This is a genomic window from Phytohabitans aurantiacus, assembly GCF_027923225.1.
Taxonomy (GTDB): Bacteria; Actinomycetota; Actinomycetes; order Mycobacteriales; family Micromonosporaceae; genus Phytohabitans; species Phytohabitans aurantiacus.
Genome location: NZ_BSDI01000031.1, coordinates 58,553 through 72,983, shown reverse-complemented (window position 1 = coordinate 72,983; position 14,431 = coordinate 58,553). Strand labels below are relative to the sequence as shown.

Sequence of the window (14,431 nt, the reverse complement as noted above, 5' to 3'; positions counted from 1 at the left end):
CGCGGCCATTTACGATGCCATCATGACCAGCCTGGCACCCCGACTTTCCGAGGCTCCGCCGGGCAGCGTTGTCAAGAGCGCCGCCCGAACGAGCATGATGGGTCCTACGCCACGCCGTAGCCTGTGTTTTGGTACCTTGAGGTGGCTCCCGAGTACTCTCTGATGGTAACGGTCACGCCGTACCCGTCGGCGAAGAAGTTGTCCGCGTAAGAATTGCACTTGCCGTTGCTGGATGGGTCGCCGAACGAGCGGCCCTGTGGTGCTCCGGCATCGCTGACGATGGTTACCGAGACGCCGTAACTGTTAGCGACGTTGTCGCATACTGTGATCTGCTCCCAGCTCGGATAACCAGCCAGGTCGGCGTCGAAGAAGACCGCACCGGCGCCGTTAGTTGTGTAAAGCCAGCCCACATTCTTGGGTGGGACGGCCGCCTGCGCCGGTGCGCCGACCAGCCCGACGATGCCTACGATCACTGACGCCAGCAGGCCCGAACGCCACGATGGCATAAAAACAGTTAGCTTGCTCATGGACGGCGACTCTTCCATCGTCGCGCGTTGATTTGACGGTGGGTGGAGAAAATTTGCGCGTTTCTTGAGTCACCGGTGGCGCGCTCATGCGGTGATCGTGCCGGTCTCCGTGGGCGGCTCGGCCACCAACCTCGTACTTCGACCTCCTTAAGAGCCTGGTAAATAGCCGGTTCAGGGGGCGTGGGCCGGTGGTGGGATGGTCCGACCGGCACCAGCGGTGCCAGGATCTGCCACTCAGCGTGCGTGGTGTCCGATGGATAGGACGTGGCCGCAGGGTGGGCAGGTGCTCGCCGCAGTGGGGTACCGCGGGTGGAGCCTGCCCGGTTAGGACATGGATACCAAAGGGCGGGTCTTCGAGTGTGGGTGGCGGTTTGGTCGCTACTGCTCCTACGCGAAGGCCCCTTTTCTCGATCAGCCGCACACGCCGATCCGCAGCCCGATGCATCGATGATAACGCCTGCCGGCGATCCTAGACACAGTTATTTACCAGACTCTTAGGAGCGGCATTCTTGAGGGAGGCGCCGCCATTCCCGGCGCCCTCACATCGGCAATAGAGTTCGTGGCTCTACCATCCGTACGACGGAGGCATGGACGTCATCCTGCCCACTACCGCCGACCGCGACGCCCTTCGCCTCCAGCACCGTGACTGGCTTTCTACACACCCATCTGACTGTGCCGCGCCCGACGGGTCGTATCCCGCGCCCCGGCAGCCAGTAAGCACCACGGAACAGGGCCGGGTCGCCCGGCGCGAACGGCTTGAGGACGTCGGTGCGGAAGTGCTAGTAGTTGTACAGGTCTTGCCAGAGCCATCCAGCCGGTCGAGCTTGCCCGAGGTCACCAGGTCGTGGCTGGTGTAGTGGCCCGCCGGCGCGGCGGGGAGCTGGCGGCCGACACCTCGGATCCCCGAGCGAAAACCGCGAACGCGACGACGTTGTCCGCAGCCAGCCGGCGACCACGGTCGAACTCGGTGGCCAGGAAGATCAGATATCCGCCGTACGGCCGGTCGAAGACCTTCTGGGGAGACCCTTCAGGTGCCGCAGAAGACCGATGGCGTTGTGCTCGGCCCAGAGCCATCAGCCGCGGGGACCGAACCGCCGGTTGCTGATTACCGCTCATGGGGCTTCCATTTACCGCAGATCGAGCGGATGGCCCACGATCTCCTACCGCCGCCTCCCTCGGAGATGTTGGAATCGCCCATCAAACGGCCCGAGACCTGGAGGAGACGTGCGGACGAGACGAGCCTGGTACGCGCGAGCGGTGCTGGCGGTCAGTGCCCTGGTGCTGGTTTTGATGCCCGCGCCGGCGCAGGCCGCTTTCGACTGGCGGGGGGACGACTACAACTGGGACGGCTTCAGCGACCTGCTCACCATCTACGAGGACGATTCCGGCCTCGCGGGCTGCATGACGTTCTGGGCGGCGAACGGCACCGGCAACTTCTACTACAGGCGCCCGGTCACCTGTGGCTTCTCGCCCAATCTCACCGACCGTACGGCGGCGGCCGGCGACCTCAACAACGACGGGGTAGGTGACATCGTCGCGATCAGCTACGGCGACACCTGCCTGTACGTGAAGTGGGGCATCAACGACGGCATATTCACCAACATCAAGCGGATCGGCTGTGGCTGGGACCCGTACACCCAGCTGCTCGGGCCAGGCGACATCAACAGCGACGGCAACGAGGACCTGATGGCCGTCCACATCAACGGCTGCCTGTACAAGTGGCTCGGCAACGGCGCCGGCGGGTTCGCCCCGGTGCAGGCGATCGGCTGCGGCTGGGAGAGCTACTACGCCGACAACCTCGCCACACCGGGCGACCTCAACCGGGACGGCCACCCCGACCTCGTCACCATCGACACCCGCAACAACTGCATGATGCGCTGGTACGGCGACGGCCGCGGCAGCTTCGGCGACGGCGTGCTGATCGGCTGCGGCTGGGAGCGGTTCCTCTACAACATGGTGGGTCTGCAGGACGCGAACGGTGACGGCAACGGTGACCTGATCGCCCGCGACAGCGCGGGGTACGTCCACGCCTGGTACGGGATGGGCAACGGCGGGTTCTGGGCCTCCGTCCAGCTCAGCGGCATCTTGCTCGACGACCGGAAGCTGATCGGCTGACCCGTAAAACCTTTGCCGATGGGCCACCGGCGCGGCGATAGTCGCGCAAGATCTTGTATTCCTTCATTCGGTCCAGGGCGTGTTCCACTTGGGCTCGGACGCGGCGGTGGAGCGGTTGTAGTCCTGTTTCCACCGCCTTAGCTGATGGCGGCCAGCCGCACGGTCGTGGTCGCCGCCACGCAGACGAGACCCGCGATCGAGGTCGGTGTGCCGAGTTCGGCGAGCAGGAATAACGTGCCGGCCGCCGCGCCGGCGGCAACGGCATAGAGGGTGCCGACCTGGAGGAACGAGATCGGCCAGTTCAGGGTGACGTCGCGCAACATGCGGCCGCCGATCGCTCCGATGACACCGACGACCGACGCCCCGGCTACGCAGAGGACGACGTGGAATCAGCGAATCCTCCCGGACGTTGACCTGGCCACGTTCCGGGACGACAACGAGTACGCGCGTGGCGCCAACGTCGACGCGCACCGGACTCCAGGCCATGCCATGGGCCGACCTTCATCGTTTCATCTCGCTCGCACAAGCCGCAGGCTGAAATGGTCATCGAGCTGGTGGACGCGGCTATGCCCATCATCGATTCAGTACTCCGGCGTCGACGGCTTCTTCGCCTCCGCATCTGCGCAGGAAAGACTCCATCGATTGGCGGCGGACAGCAATGGAATTCATTGACCCGCGCAAGAGGCGCCTTTACGGGGCAGGGCTGGGGCGGCGCGCTCTCATCGGCTACCTGTTCAATAGAGCTACGGCAAGGGCCTGACGGGGCCCGGCCGAGGTGCTCGGCGGGACGCTCTCTCATCGGCTGCCCACCTGCGGGTGTGGCTCTCATTTGGCATGCGTTCTCGCCGAGCACCGCTGGCGAGGCTGTGGCTCAAGAGGGGTTTGCCCAGCTCAAGGTAGCGTTGCCCGCCTCGTTGACTCCCAGACATGATCGTCAGTTTGCAGCGAGGTGAGGACACTTGGACAGTGTGGTGATCGGCGTCGATCCGCACAAGCACTCGGTCACGATTGAGGTCGTCGACGGGCGTGAGCGTGTGCTCCACAAGGGACGCTACGGTACCGACACCGACGGCTACCGGCAGATGCTCGCGGCGATCAAGAGATTTCCGCAGCACCGGTGGGCGGTGGAGGGCTGCAACGGCATCGGCCGGCACGTGGCCCAACGCCTGGTCGCTGACGGCGAGACGGTGGTGGACGTGCCAGCGAAGCTGGCCGCCCGGGCGCGGGTGTTCGACACCGGCAACGGCCGCAAGACCGACCCAGCCGACGCCCACTCGGTGGCCGTGGTGGCGTTGCGCACCCGCGACCTGGTTGAGGTGCGCCCGGACGACGAACTGGTGGCGTTGCGGCTGTTGGTGGACCGACGCGACGAGCTCGGCCGCACCCGAACCCAGACGGTCAACCGGCTGCACCGGCTCCTGCTTGAGCTGGTTCCCGGTGGGGCGAAGCGATTCCTGTCCGCACCGCAGGCCCAGACACTGCTGGACAGCGTCGCCCCGACTGACGTGGCCGGTCGGGTGCGCCACCAGCTCGCCACCGAACTGCTTGCCGAGATCGTCGTGCTGGACGCGAAGATGAAGGCCAGCGACAAGACGCTGCGCAAGGCAGTCGCCGCGACCGGCACAGGACTGCTCGACCTCTACGGCATCGGCCCCGCCAGCGCCGCCCGAATCCTCGGTGACGTCGCTGACGTGGCCAGATTCGGCACCCGTGCTCGATTCGCCTCGTGGAACGGCACCGCGCCCCTGGACGCCTCGTCCGGCGCGCAGCAGCGGCACCGGCTCTCTCGGGCCGGCAACCGGCGCATCAACCGGGCGCTTCACATCATGGCCATCGTCCAGATCCGCCATGACACTGACGGCCGCGCCTACTTCCGGCGCCGGGTCGCCGCAGGCAAGACGAAGATGGAAGCCTTGCGGGCGCTGAAACGGCGACTGTCCGATGTGGTCTTCCGACAGCTGGTCGCCGACGCGAAGAAGGCGAGCCCGGGAGGACACACGGAGGCGACTACAACATCCAGCGCGGCCGACCCAGCTCCGACGGTCGGCTCTTCGGACCAGTCACAGCCCGGGCTCGCCGCCAAGCCTACAACGCCACACCTCAACGACCGCCCTACCCAGCCCCGTAGATCAACTCGAACAAGGCCTGCTGCACACGGACCAAATGCGCGCCGGCCCGGACCGGCGGAAAACCATGACGAGCCAGAGCCGCCGCAACATCCAACGCCAGGCCATACGTGAACCTGGCATCACCACCCCCGCCCGAGCGAGCCACCGGATACACCGCCGCGGGCACCTGCGCGTACCCCAGCTCACGAAGGACAACTTCACTGTTCCACTCGTCGCCCGAAACTCGATTTGACATAGAGAGGAGCCAGAAGCGTGTGTTGAGCGGTACCAGAGGACGGCTTGCCGGCGCGGCGTGTGGGCCGGGGTGCTGCGACGCTCGTATGAAGTCCGTCATGGGCCACTTGAGCGACGACCTGTTATCTACTGTCCCGATGTGGTCGGGGCCGGGCTGCCGAGCAGGTTGAAATCCAACGACGTTGCTACCGAGCCGTCGTCGGCGAGTCCGAATCGTCGGACGCAGTCCGCGCCGGCGGTGTCACCGGTCTGCTGCAGAAGGTTAGCCAGGTCGTCGAGTGCATCGTGGTAGCCGTGGTCGACGGCCTGCCGGTGCAGCGTCGTAGCGCTAGCCGGGTTGCCCGTCCGTTGCCGCAGCAGAGCCAGATCCCGGATTGCGCGGTGGTCGCCGTGGTCTATGGCTTGCGAGTACAGCGTCTCAGCGCCGGCCGGGTCGCCGCCCGACTCCCGCAGTTTGGCCAGGAAGCGCCACGCGTCACTGTTGCCACAGCTGGCTGCCTGTCGGTAGAGGGTTTCGGCGCTGGCGATGTCCCCGGTCTGCTCCCGTAGCTTGCCCAGGTCGTACAGCGGGAGACTGTCACCGCGTTCGGCGGCCTGCAGGGCCGCCGACTCGGCGCCGTCGTGGTCCCCGGCCTCCTCACGGAGCCGGGTCAAATCCCGGACTGCTCTGGCATAGCCGCGTGCGGCGGCCTGTCGGTAGTGTGTCTCGGCTGCGGCGCGGTCACCGACTAGTTCGCGCACATAGCCCAGATCCCGTACAGCTTTGACATCGCCGCGGTCGGCGGCCTGCTGGTACAGGGTGTCGGCGGCGTCGTAGTCGCCGACCAGTCTGCGCAAGTATCCCAAGGTTCGTAACGCTTCGAGGTCTCCGCGGTCGGTGGCCTCCCAGTACAAGCGCCGGGAACCGTCGTGGTCACCGTCCTGTTCGAGATGGAAAGCGAGGGTCCTCAGCGCTTCGAAGTGGCCGCAGTCGGCGGCCCGCATAGCCAGCCCTCGGGCGTCGATCCGGGCGACGGGTTCGCCCCGGACCGCCCTCAGCAACTCGAGGGTGGTCAGGCCGTCGAGGTGCTTACCGGCCTCATACCGCAGATCGACCAGCGCCGGTAACGCTAGGGTGTTGCCACGGTCGGCTGCCTGGAAAGCCAGGGCCTCGGCTTCAGCGTGGTGACCGGCGTGCTCTTGCCGCTCGGCCAGACGTTGTAACGCGTAGGGGTTACCGTGGTCGGCAGATCGCTGGTGCAGGGCTTCGATTCCATCGCGGTAACCGGCACGCTCCAGCAGGCACGCCAAGTCCCACAGGGCCCCTGGGTGATCGCGGCTGGCGGCCTTCTGGTACATCGTCGCGGCGCGGCGATAGCGGCCGCGAACCTCAGCGTGTCTGCCGATGGCGCGTTGGGCGTCCGGGTCGGTGATGATCGTGGCAGCGGCCTGCCAGAAGCTGATCGGCGGGAACACGGCGGCACGCTCGATGCGGCCGACCTGTTCGAGGTAGTCGGCCAGTTGATAGTGCATGTGGCCGCCGGGAGTAGGCGGGTCGGCCGGGCGGGGACGGATGCGCGTCAACGGTCCTGGCACACCATGGCAGGGCCATCCTGTATAGACCAGGGCTTGTTGCAGCCAGTCGTTGTCCGCCTGGTTCCAGTCGTGGTCGGTGAGGTAGCCGGGGGCGACCTGTTCCAGCAGCGTGTCGGGAATGTGCGGAGGATGGCCCAGCCGGCGTATGTCGATCGCGGTGTCGATGAGCGCCCTGGCAACCGCCGGAGCGTTGCGGTAGCGGCGCAGCAACTCGGGAACACCGGCCAGATGCTGCGTAATGCGGCCGTTCTTGGCGTGTTCAGCGGCGTGCCGCATCCGTGGATCACCGTCCGCGACAATGTGCAGCGCCTGCATGTCCCTGGCGGTAAACCTGTCCGGCACCCGGATGTCCGCTCCGGCAAGGAGTTCGCGCGCTTGCGCATACGGATCCGGGCTGCCGTCCGTCGGCTGGCTCGTCAACGTCGACCAGAACTCCGGCCAAATGGTCGCCAGGATTAGCACAGGACCACGTGCCTCGTCCCGTAGAAGGGTTCGCAGTCCGGCCGCGACCCGTTCCCCGAGCGCAGGGTCGGCGGTAAGCAGGTAATGCTGGGCGTCGTTGAGCCACGCCACGGTATACGGGCGGACCTGGCTGAGTTCGAGCGCTGCAGCGGCGGTCCGAGACGGGTCGATTGGGTGCCACAACCACCATCGGGCCGGCAGGCACTGGATCGCCTGCCAGCAGGCTCGAGTCTTGCCCGTTGACGATCCGCCCACGAGCACCAGCATCCGGCTGGCCCCGTCGGCGACCGCATCGACGACCTCGCGTATGTGGATGTCGTGGTCTCGCTCAACATATGGCGTCAGGTCATCCCCGGGCTGGACGCTGTCGAAGACGTCGATCGCGCGGTGGACCTCCAGCGCCAACGGTGTGTACGAACGGATGGGCCGGCCGACCCGTTGCCGAGCGGTTGTCGCCGTCGTCGTCGCGCGGCTCTCTGGGAGGTCGCCACGCTTGGCGTAGATGAACTGTCGAGCCTGCGCATGCAGTGCGCTCCACCAGCCGTGTCCACGGGCCTGATGTCCACGACGGCCGGCGATCGACTCCAGATAACCAACCAGGAACCGCACAGCGGCGAGGTCGGCGGGGACCGACCTGCCGTTGATCCAATCGCTGAGGCTGCTGTCGGTCAGCTTCACCTGTGGACGCTGACCGGCGCCCTGCCTGACCAGGACGCGATACGGCGGCGCACCCGCCGCGGTGTACAGCGCGCGCAGGGCGGCAGCGAACCTTTCTGGCGGCGTCCCGCCGGCGAACTCCTCAGAAGCACGCGGGCTACTCACCGGGACAGCCACCCATCGGCGACTCTGATCCGGTCCGGATCCGGACCGGATCAGACGTCACACGCCGTGGCCTGCACACTTTCTCACCGTAGCGAACCCGACCTCGCCAGAAACCGGCCGAACGAGCACAACAGAGGAACACGACGTCAGTCCGACAGGAGTCCTTCGATGTCAAACCTGCCCGCTGTGCTTCACAACAGCGCCCTGGCCGCCAGCCTCGCCAGCCTCCTCTACACCGCCACCGTTACCACCGCCGCGCTGACCGCCCTAATCGCCCGGACCCCGCAACGCCGCCGCAACGCCCAGGACGTTCTCAAGATCCTCATTCTGAGTCGCGGCAACAAGCGCACGTAAGTACCTGTACACCTCTCATCGAGACAGACTCAGAACCTCAGGTCACCCGAAGGCGTTCGCCGCCGATTTCGACGACATCACCGCGGTGGAGCTGCCGACCTCGACGCAGTTCGGCCTCACCGTTGACCGCAACCTCACCCGCGGCGATGGCGGATTTGGCTTCACCACCCGATTCGATGACGCCGGCCAGCTTGAGGAACTGGCCCAGCCGAATCATCTCGTCACGGATCGGAACGTCTCTCATCGCTGCATCATCGGCCCTGTGAGGTGGACCAGCCCACGCGCCTCGCGGCAGATCCGTGCACCTGATTAGCCCTTCGCCGCTGCTTCGATCAGTTTAGGCCCTCGCCGAGGTCGACGACCGCAGGCGGTGGGGGCCTCCTCGGCTCAAACGCATTGCTGCGTTGGGACATCTGATGTGTCGGAGCTCGAGGAGGCCCTGATGAGTATCGTAGGCGGGGTGGATATCCACCGGAAGCAGTTGACGTTCGACTTCGTCGAACCGGACACCGGACGGTGGGAACGCGGCCGGATCGTCCCGGCCGACCGGAAACACTTGACGGACTGGCTGACCCGGTTCGACGGCGTCGACGACGTGCACTTCGCGATGGAAGGCTGCACCGGCTGGCGGTACGTCGCCGAGCAGATGCACGCCACCGGCGTGATCCCGCACCTGGGGCGAACCAGCAGACACCGCCGCGCTGCGTGGGCGTAAGCAGCGGGCCAAGACCGACCGGGCCGATGCCCAGCATCTACGCCAACTGCTGACCGACGGCCGGCTACCCAGCTACTACATCCCCCCGTATTGATCAAGTCGTGATTCACGCCTTAAGATGTCGCGGGTGACGGCGGGCCATTCATATGCATATATGAAGAATTCGACGATTGTCGACGACCGCATCGGCCTGGAGACGTCGGGCGGACGGACCGCGCGCGGACGGGCGGCCCATCCACATTTCTTCTCCGGCTTCCTGACCACCCCGCGGGTCGCTGCGGCTGGCCTGCTGGCCGTCGCCGACGTGGCCGCCGCTCGCTACTACCAGCCGCTGCTCAAGGCGTCCCTCGACCCGGTGGTCACCGGCAACGGCGACCGGTTGCGCTTCGAGTCGTTCTCCGCCTGCGGCGGCGTGTACGCGCGCCTGGACGTGCTCGAGGACGGCCTCGACGGCGGTGAGCCCGGGCATGGCACCACGAACGTCGACGTCAACAATCCGCTGCGCCTGGCTTTGTCCCGGATCACCCGGGCCGATCCGATGCACCTGCGCGTCGGCCCGGACGAACTCGCCGTCACCACCCTGGACGGCCCGCTCGTCGAGAAGAAGGTCGCGCTGCCCGACCGTTGGCTCCGCGGTTTCGCCGAGACGCAGCTGATCGCGGCCGGCATGGACCTGCGGGCCGAGTTGCCCGCAGCCGAGGCGATGCGGCTGCTACGTGGCCGGGCCCCGGACGGCTGGCTGATGCCGTCCGGCCGGGCGTTGCGCCCGACCGGCCGGCCCGCCCCTGGCGCCGTGTTCCTCGGCGGCCCGGACCGCCTGGCCGCGCTGGCCCGGGTTATGCGGCACGCCACCGCCCTGCGGGTGTACGGCCCACCGGTCACGGCCGGCTGCCCACCACGATCCAGCGCCTGGGAAGCGGTGCTCCCTGGAATGCGGCTGACCCTGATGCTGTCGCCACGCGCCGCCCGTGGCTTCTCCGGCGAGGGCGCGGTCCTCGACGACATGGGATCGGCCGAGGATGCCGAGCTCGTCTCCGTGCTTCTCGCCTGGGAGCCGCGCATCGAAGTGGCGGATCTGGCCGACCGATCCGGCATGCCGACCGACCGGGTCCGCGCCGCGCTGATCCGGCTCGGCACGGACGGCCGGGTCGGGTACGACGCGGCGGAGGCCGCCCACTTCCACCGCGAGCTCCCCTTCCGGGCCGGCCGGGTGGAGCGGCACAACCCGCGGCTGCGAGATGCCCGGACGCTGGTGGAGGCGGGCGCGGTGACCGTCGACGGCGACGGCGCCACCGTCCGGTCGGGTGACCGCGTTTATCTGGTCAGCCGGACGGAACGGTCTCTCGGCTGCACCTGTAGGTGGTGGACCGAGCACCGCGGCGGTCGTGGTCCCTGCAAACACGTCCTGGCCATGCGCATGGCAACTCGAGGAGACGACGAGTGACCGCTGACGCATTGTTCGAAGCGATCCGGGCCGGCGACCGGGAGCGCGTCCGGGACGTCGTCGAGACGCTCGACGAAGCGACCCGCAAGAAGAGCTTGCCGGCCGTACGGAAGTTCCTCGACGTACCCGACTGGCCGGTCTTCGACGCGGCCGAGCTGGCCGGTCTCGGCTGTCAGGCCACGCCCGCCGCGGCGGCAAAGTGGATCCTGGCCACGGATCGCAAACGGTCGCGCCTGGCTGGCGGGTCGGGAAATCTGTTTCCGGCGGAATCGCTGCCGTTCCTGCCGCGGCGGGATCCAGCCTTTCTCGGCGAACTGACCCATCTGCTGGCCGCCACCCTGGATCAAGGGCGGCATTTCGAGTGGGGCACGCATCCGCGATGGGCGCTGATCCAGGCCCTGCGGACGATGTCGGGATGCGCGACGCCGACCAACGAGGGGTATGCCGCGCTCTACATGAGAATGATCCACAGACTGGACGACCTCCGGGCCGACCCGGCCACCGGGACGCTGCTGCCCATCGCCCTGGAGGTCGACGGCGCCGGCACGTACATCGACCGGATGGAGCGAAATCAGGCGGATTACGAAAAACGTATGGCGAATACCGGCCAGGAGTACACCGCCACCCCGGGCTGGAAGGACGTGCTCGTGGCCCTGACGGAGTCCGGCGAGCTCGATCGCGCGGCGCTGATCGACCAGTGTGCCGGGCGCCTGATCCGCGGCGGGAAGGCGCAGGAGCTGCGCGCATTCCGGCAGATCCTGGATCGGCTAGAACTGACCGACGACGAGCTCGCCGCTCGGGCCGATGACTGGGCACGGGTGGCGGCCGACGCGGAGACACCCGCCGCCGGTGACGCCGTCGCCCGGTTGCGTCGGCTGACCGAGACGGGCCGGCTCGCCGCGGCCCGGCTCACCGACGCTTCGCGGGAGATTCTCGCGCGGCCGGAGAAGGCTGTGGTGGTGGCCCAGCTCAAGGTGATCGGTGTGGCGCTCGGCGACCACGGGTACGCGCCGAGCACGCTGCTCCCGGCCGTCGCGGTCGCGGTCGGCCACGAGGACGCATCGGTTCAGGAGCAGGCGTGGAAAATCGTGACGAAGCACATCTCGGCGGTTGACGCGGAGGCGCGTACCCAAGTGATCGAAGCCCTGCCCGCCCTGACACCGGACCTGCAGAGCAAGGCCCGGGCCGAACTCGGCATCGCCGAGGAGGCGGACGTCGACCATCGGGAGACGCTGCCGGCGATCAGCCTGCCGCTGCGTGCCGTGCCGCACGAGACGCTAACCGAGCTTGTGCAGGACGTGGCCGTGCAGTTGGACCAACGCTGCCCGGAGGGTTGCTGCCGGCACGGATGGCGGTGGACCGAGCGGGCCGAGCAGATCCTGGACGGGCTGGTCCGGTTCGCTCACCGGGACCGTACGAAGCTGGCCGAAGCCTTGCGCACTCTCGAGTTTCCTTACGAGCAGGCGGCGCGAGAAAACCCGCCCGGATCCGGGATCCCCCTCGTCGCGAAGGTCCTGACCGGCGAGGTGGCCATCGAGGACGTGCCGAATCGGCCGCTGGCCGGCAACCACACCGGCGGGCGCTGGGACAGAGAAGACGTCATCGACGACATCTGGAAGATGCGGACCTGGGAGGCCGCCCACTTGATCGCCTTCGACGCGCCGCTGCTGCTCGCCACGCCGTCCTGGAACACCGGGGCGATCGAAACGGACGCACTGGTGGAACGCCTCGCGGAGTACGCACGGCAGAGCCGGCCGGCCGGACCGGTCGACTTCGATCAAGCGCTGCTGCGCATGCGCCGCCCACAACCCGGCCCGGAGCGCGACCGGCTGGCCGCCGCGGCGGCAGCGCTGGGCACGCGGGACGGCGCCCGGCTGGCGGAGTGGATGTCGATCGACGGCCTGCGGATCGCCGAGGAGGACGCAGACATCGTCCTGCCGGTCGTACGGGAGACCTTCGGCGACCCGGTCCGGCGGCTCGGCGATCGTCAGCGCAGCCACCGGTCCAGCGACCTCCGTCTGCGACAGTGGGTCGCCACGACGCCGGTCCTGCGCGGGCACATCGTGGACCAGGCCTTGCGGATCAAGGCGCACAAGACGACGGGGTGGGCCAGCGATTTGCCGCTGCTGGTGGAGGCGGACGGCCCGATGACACCGGCCATCCACGAACTGGTAGCCAACGGCCTGGCCCGGGCAGACCGGGCGGAGTGGCCGGGGCTGATCGACGGCCTGCTCCAGCTGATCGCGCGCGGCGAACTCGACCCGGTGCGCTGCGGCACGGAACTCGGCCGGCTCAACGCCGCCTGGTCCGGGAGGGAGCACCAACCGCCGGAGCCGCTGGATCTGCTGACCGAGCTGGCTCGGGCCGGCGCGCCGGCCACGGTCTGGGGCATTCTCTCCGGCGCGCTGCCCGGCCTGCTCCCGGAGGGCCGGCGGCCGCGCAAGATCGGTGCTCTGCTGTCGCTCGCCGCGGACTGCGCGAGCCGGGTCGGTGCGGCCGGTGCGATCGACGGCCTGGACGCGGTGGCCGACGCCAAGGGCAGCTCGCTGACCGTCAAACAGGCCCGCCGCCTGCGCGACTACCTGAGCCGATAAGCCGCGGTCCCGCTGACCTGGACTCAGGAACTTGATCGGCGCGTCGCAGGTGCGGTGGATAAACGCATCGGGGAACTTTCCTCCACGAGGAAGTCGGCCAGCGACTCGTGGCCGACCATCCGCGGTGGATCGGCAGTCGACGCCGTGGAACTGCGGCGAGCAGGTCCGCGTCCAGGCGGATCAGCAGCCGCCACACCCGTGCTGGTGGCCGGCACCGCGCGCCGGAAGCCAAGCCGGGCACGGGCGATGTCGTCCAGATCGTGCAGCCAGTCCGCGATCGCGGTCACCGACGACGCGCCGGCCATCACCGCGCACACTGCGACCGCGAGCAACCCGGCGAGCGGATAGCGCAGCCCGCCGCAGCCACCGGAAACCGTCGCCGACCAGCGCCAGCGCCAACCACCCGCCGGTCGCGTCGACCACGTCCCTCGGCCGGACCGCCATCGTCAGCGCATCCCCGCTCACCACAGGCGAGTGAACCAGAACGCCTTGACACCGATCACGCCGGCATAGGACGACGACGCGCTCAACAGAAGCATCCTGCCTGAGTGAAGCGACCACAACGCGGCACGTGAGGACGCGTATTCGGGAAGGAAGGTTGGGAACCACTAACCTCTCATCCGTGACGGACCTGGCTGGGTGCTTGAGTAAGCGTTGTACCACCGGATGGCCCGATCGCCTTGCCCAGGGCTCGACGTCCGACGTTCTCCGCCTTGAGATGCGTGACGGGAGCCGCCACAAACTACTTTGGCTGAGCACTTGACACCACGCCTGACGCCGCGCTCGCCGCATATGCGCGTCGCGGCAGAAGAGGGCGCCAGCTCGACGGAGCAACCAGCTATCGGACATTGACCCTATTGCATTCAGACTCGACAATTTTCCCATGTCAGTCACATCTCAGCAGTTCATCGCATTGCTTGGTGTTCTCGTCGGTTCGCTGGTCACCTTCGCCGGGTCTACGTGGGCCGAACGGCTCAGGTGGCGCCGGGCTATCGAGACGAGGTGGGACGAGAAGCGATTCACCGCGTACGCCGAATACGCGGTTGCGGTGAAAAGATATGTCACCGCCCTACGCCGGGTGGGTGCAAGCATGAAGTTCGACTCCGTCGCGCATCCTCTCGACCGTGAGCTTGGCCTTCCGGAGATCGACAATGCCGAAGTGGAGCGGGCGGCAGCTTTCGAGCAGGTGCTCCTGCTCGGCGATCAAGCAGCAGTGGATGCTGCCCGAGCTTGGCACAGATCGGCGTGGGAGCTCGCCTACTTGGTACAGGGAATCTCCGCTGGCGGAAAAACTGAGTGGCAGGAGGCAATGAAACACGTGTGGCTCGCCCGGGCGAAATTCTACGAATGCGCGCGGCTGAGTCTGGGTGTTAACGCCGTCGCAATACCTAAAAGCACAGCATGATCGGACCCGCGCGACGTGCCCGGAGAATACAGCGGGCTCTGGCGATGAACGGAAT

General features: G+C 67.5%; 11 protein-coding genes and 2 pseudogenes. 8 read left to right on the top strand and 5 right to left on the bottom strand.

Features of this window, described 5'->3' with window-relative positions; translation table 11 throughout:
- Positions 1 to 104: 104 nt before the first annotated feature.
- Complete coding sequence (locus QMG73_RS27635) at positions 105 to 527, bottom strand: hypothetical protein (protein WP_281900428.1); 423 nt, start codon at positions 525 to 527, stop codon at positions 105 to 107.
- Positions 528 to 1,096: 569 nt separating this feature from the next.
- Between QMG73_RS27635 and QMG73_RS46615 the strand changes: the two are divergent.
- Together QMG73_RS46615 and QMG73_RS27630 are read left to right on the top strand one after the other, a co-directional pair.
- Positions 1,097 to 1,384, top strand: a pseudogene (locus QMG73_RS46615) (DUF3885 domain-containing protein); the annotation flags it as partial.
- 367 nt (positions 1,385 to 1,751) lie between these two features.
- Complete coding sequence (locus QMG73_RS27630) at positions 1,752 to 2,642, top strand: FG-GAP repeat domain-containing protein (RefSeq protein WP_281900427.1); 891 nt, start codon at positions 1,752 to 1,754, stop codon at positions 2,640 to 2,642.
- Positions 2,643 to 2,779: 137 nt separating this feature from the next.
- Here the strand turns inward: QMG73_RS27630 and QMG73_RS27625 are convergent.
- A pseudogene (locus QMG73_RS27625) lies at positions 2,780 to 3,001 on the bottom strand (TRIC cation channel family protein); the annotation flags it as partial.
- A 609-nt stretch (positions 3,002 to 3,610) separates the two neighbouring features.
- On the opposite strand from QMG73_RS27625, the gene QMG73_RS27620 reads away from it, so the two are divergent.
- Positions 3,611 to 4,882 (top strand): IS110 family RNA-guided transposase, encoded by a 1,272-nt coding sequence (locus QMG73_RS27620; RefSeq protein WP_281900486.1) that lies wholly within the window; start codon positions 3,611 to 3,613, stop codon positions 4,880 to 4,882.
- 249 nt (positions 4,883 to 5,131) lie between these two features.
- Here the strand turns inward: QMG73_RS27620 and QMG73_RS27615 are convergent, their stop codons facing one another.
- A complete protein-coding gene (locus QMG73_RS27615; protein ID WP_281900425.1) occupies positions 5,132 to 7,720 on the bottom strand; it encodes a tetratricopeptide repeat protein in 2,589 nt (862 codons plus the stop codon).
- Between the two features lie 312 nt (positions 7,721 to 8,032).
- On the opposite strand from QMG73_RS27615, the gene QMG73_RS27610 reads away from it, so the two are divergent.
- Positions 8,033 to 8,218, top strand: coding sequence for a hypothetical protein (locus QMG73_RS27610; RefSeq protein ID WP_281900423.1), 186 nt, complete (start codon positions 8,033 to 8,035; stop codon positions 8,216 to 8,218).
- A 37-nt stretch (positions 8,219 to 8,255) separates the two neighbouring features.
- On the opposite strand, the gene QMG73_RS27605 is transcribed toward QMG73_RS27610, so the two are convergent.
- Positions 8,256 to 8,462 carry an RNA-binding S4 domain-containing protein gene (locus tag QMG73_RS27605; RefSeq protein ID WP_281900422.1) on the bottom strand — a complete coding sequence of 69 codons (207 nt, stop codon included), beginning with the start codon at positions 8,460 to 8,462 and terminating at the stop codon, positions 8,256 to 8,258.
- Between the two features lie 198 nt (positions 8,463 to 8,660).
- On the opposite strand from QMG73_RS27605, the gene QMG73_RS27600 reads away from it, so the two are divergent.
- The 3 genes from QMG73_RS27600 (at position 8,661) to QMG73_RS27590 (ending at position 12,971) form a co-directional block, all read left to right on the top strand.
- On the top strand, positions 8,661 to 8,933 hold the full coding sequence (locus QMG73_RS27600; protein WP_281900421.1) for a hypothetical protein: 273 nt from the start codon (positions 8,661 to 8,663) through the stop codon (positions 8,931 to 8,933).
- A gap of 154 nt (positions 8,934 to 9,087) precedes the next feature.
- The gene (locus QMG73_RS27595; protein WP_281900419.1) at positions 9,088 to 10,377 is read left to right on the top strand and encodes an SWIM zinc finger family protein; all 1,290 of its coding nucleotides are present in this window, start codon (positions 9,088 to 9,090) and stop codon (positions 10,375 to 10,377) included.
- Entirely contained in the window at positions 10,374 to 12,971 is a 2,598-nt protein-coding gene (locus QMG73_RS27590; RefSeq protein ID WP_281900417.1) for a DUF6493 family protein, read from the top strand. The genes QMG73_RS27595 and QMG73_RS27590 overlap by 4 nt, the downstream gene beginning before the upstream one ends.
- Before the next feature lie 23 nt (positions 12,972 to 12,994).
- On the opposite strand, the gene QMG73_RS27585 is transcribed toward QMG73_RS27590, so the two are convergent.
- The gene (locus QMG73_RS27585; protein WP_281900416.1) at positions 12,995 to 13,276 is read right to left on the bottom strand and encodes a hypothetical protein; all 282 of its coding nucleotides are present in this window, start codon (positions 13,274 to 13,276) and stop codon (positions 12,995 to 12,997) included.
- A gap of 578 nt (positions 13,277 to 13,854) precedes the next feature.
- On the opposite strand from QMG73_RS27585, the gene QMG73_RS27580 reads away from it, so the two are divergent.
- Positions 13,855 to 14,376: a hypothetical protein gene (locus QMG73_RS27580; RefSeq protein ID WP_281900414.1), complete on the top strand. Its 522-nt coding sequence runs from the start codon at positions 13,855 to 13,857 to the stop codon at positions 14,374 to 14,376.
- Positions 14,377 to 14,431: the final 55 nt, after the last annotated feature.

Excerpts from the sequence above, each read along its gene's own strand:
- QMG73_RS27595 (WP_281900419.1), top strand. The coding sequence starts at position 9,088 with ATGAAGAATTCGACGATTGTCGACGACCGCATCGGCCTGGAGACGTCG.
- QMG73_RS27635 (WP_281900428.1), bottom strand. The coding sequence starts at position 527 with ATGAGCAAGCTAACTGTTTTTATGCCATCGTGGCGTTCGGGCCTGCTG.
- QMG73_RS27580 (WP_281900414.1), top strand. The coding sequence starts at position 13,855 with ATGTCAGTCACATCTCAGCAGTTCATCGCATTGCTTGGTGTTCTCGTC.
- QMG73_RS27605 (WP_281900422.1), bottom strand. The coding sequence starts at position 8,462 with ATGAGAGACGTTCCGATCCGTGACGAGATGATTCGGCTGGGCCAGTTC.
- QMG73_RS27585 (WP_281900416.1), bottom strand. The coding sequence starts at position 13,276 with ATGGCCGGCGCGTCGTCGGTGACCGCGATCGCGGACTGGCTGCACGAT.
- QMG73_RS27610 (WP_281900423.1), top strand. The coding sequence starts at position 8,033 with ATGTCAAACCTGCCCGCTGTGCTTCACAACAGCGCCCTGGCCGCCAGC.
- QMG73_RS27600 (WP_281900421.1), top strand. The coding sequence starts at position 8,661 with ATGAGTATCGTAGGCGGGGTGGATATCCACCGGAAGCAGTTGACGTTC.